The sequence below is a fragment of the Rhodococcoides kyotonense genome, assembly GCF_900188125.1.
In the GTDB taxonomy this organism is placed as follows: domain Bacteria; phylum Actinomycetota; class Actinomycetes; order Mycobacteriales; family Mycobacteriaceae; genus Rhodococcoides; species Rhodococcoides kyotonense.
The window spans coordinates 1-1,136 of sequence record NZ_FZOW01000049.1; the positions used below are offsets into that span (position 1 = coordinate 1).

Sequence of the window (1,136 nt, forward strand, 5' to 3'; positions counted from 1 at the left end):
CTGCTCAAGGGCGGCTTCACCGAAAACGCCTCCACCAAAGTCGACGTCTACTCCATCCGCCAACCCCTCGGACCCGTCGGCATCATCTCCCCCTTCAACTTCCCCGCCATGGTCCCCATGTGGTTCTTCCCCGTCGCCATCGCCGCCGGCAACACCGTCGTACTCAAGCCCTCCGAAAAAGACCCCACCGCCTCCATCTGGATCGCCAACCTCTGGGCCGAAGCAGGACTACCCGCAGGCGTCTTCAACGTCCTCCAAGGCGACAAACTCGCCGTCGACGAACTCCTGGAAAACAAGAAGATCAAAGCGATCTCCTTCGTCGGCTCCACCCCCATCGCGCAGTACGTGTACTCCACTGGCACCGCCAACGGTAAGCGCGTTCAGGCCCTCGGTGGCGCGAAGAACCACGCCATCGTCCTCCCCGACGCCGACCTCGACCTCGCCGCCGACGCCATGGTCAACGCCGGCTTCGGCTCCGCAGGCGAACGCTGCATGGCCATCAGTGCGTTGGTTGCCGTCGGCGACATCGCCGACGACCTCGTCGCGAAAATCGTCGAACGCACCACCCCCCTGGTCACCGGCGACGGCACCCGCGGCTCCGACATGGGCCCCCTCGTCACCCAGCAGCACCGCGACAAGGTCGCCTCCTACGTCGACGCCGGTGAAGCAGCAGGCGCCACCATCGTCGTCGACGGCCGCACCGTCACAGCAGATGGTGGAGAGAACGGGTTCTGGCTCGGACCGACCCTGATCGACAACGTCACCACCGACATGTCCATCTACACCGACGAAATCTTCGGACCCGTCCTCTCCGTCGTCCGCGTCGACACCTACGACGAAGCGTTGCAGCTGATCAACGACAACCCCTACGGCAACGGCACTGCCATCTTCACCAACGACGGCGGCGCAGCCAGGCGTTTCCAGAACGAAGTCGAGGTCGGCATGATCGGCATCAACGTGCCCATCCCCGTCCCCATGGCCTACTACAGCTTCGGCGGCTGGAAAAACTCGTTGTTCGGCGACACCCACGCCCACGGCACCGAAGGAATCCACTTCTTCACCCGCGGCAAAGCCGTCACCAGCCGCTGGCTCGACCCCTCCCACGGCGGCATCAACCTCGGATTCCCCGAAAACGC

1 protein-coding gene is annotated in these 1,136 nt (G+C 64.3%); it reads left to right on the plus strand.

The window, feature by feature from the left end:
* On the plus strand, positions 1-1,136 hold a 1,136-nt coding region (gene mmsA / locus CHB96_RS29320), incomplete at both ends, for a CoA-acylating methylmalonate-semialdehyde dehydrogenase (RefSeq protein WP_089253020.1).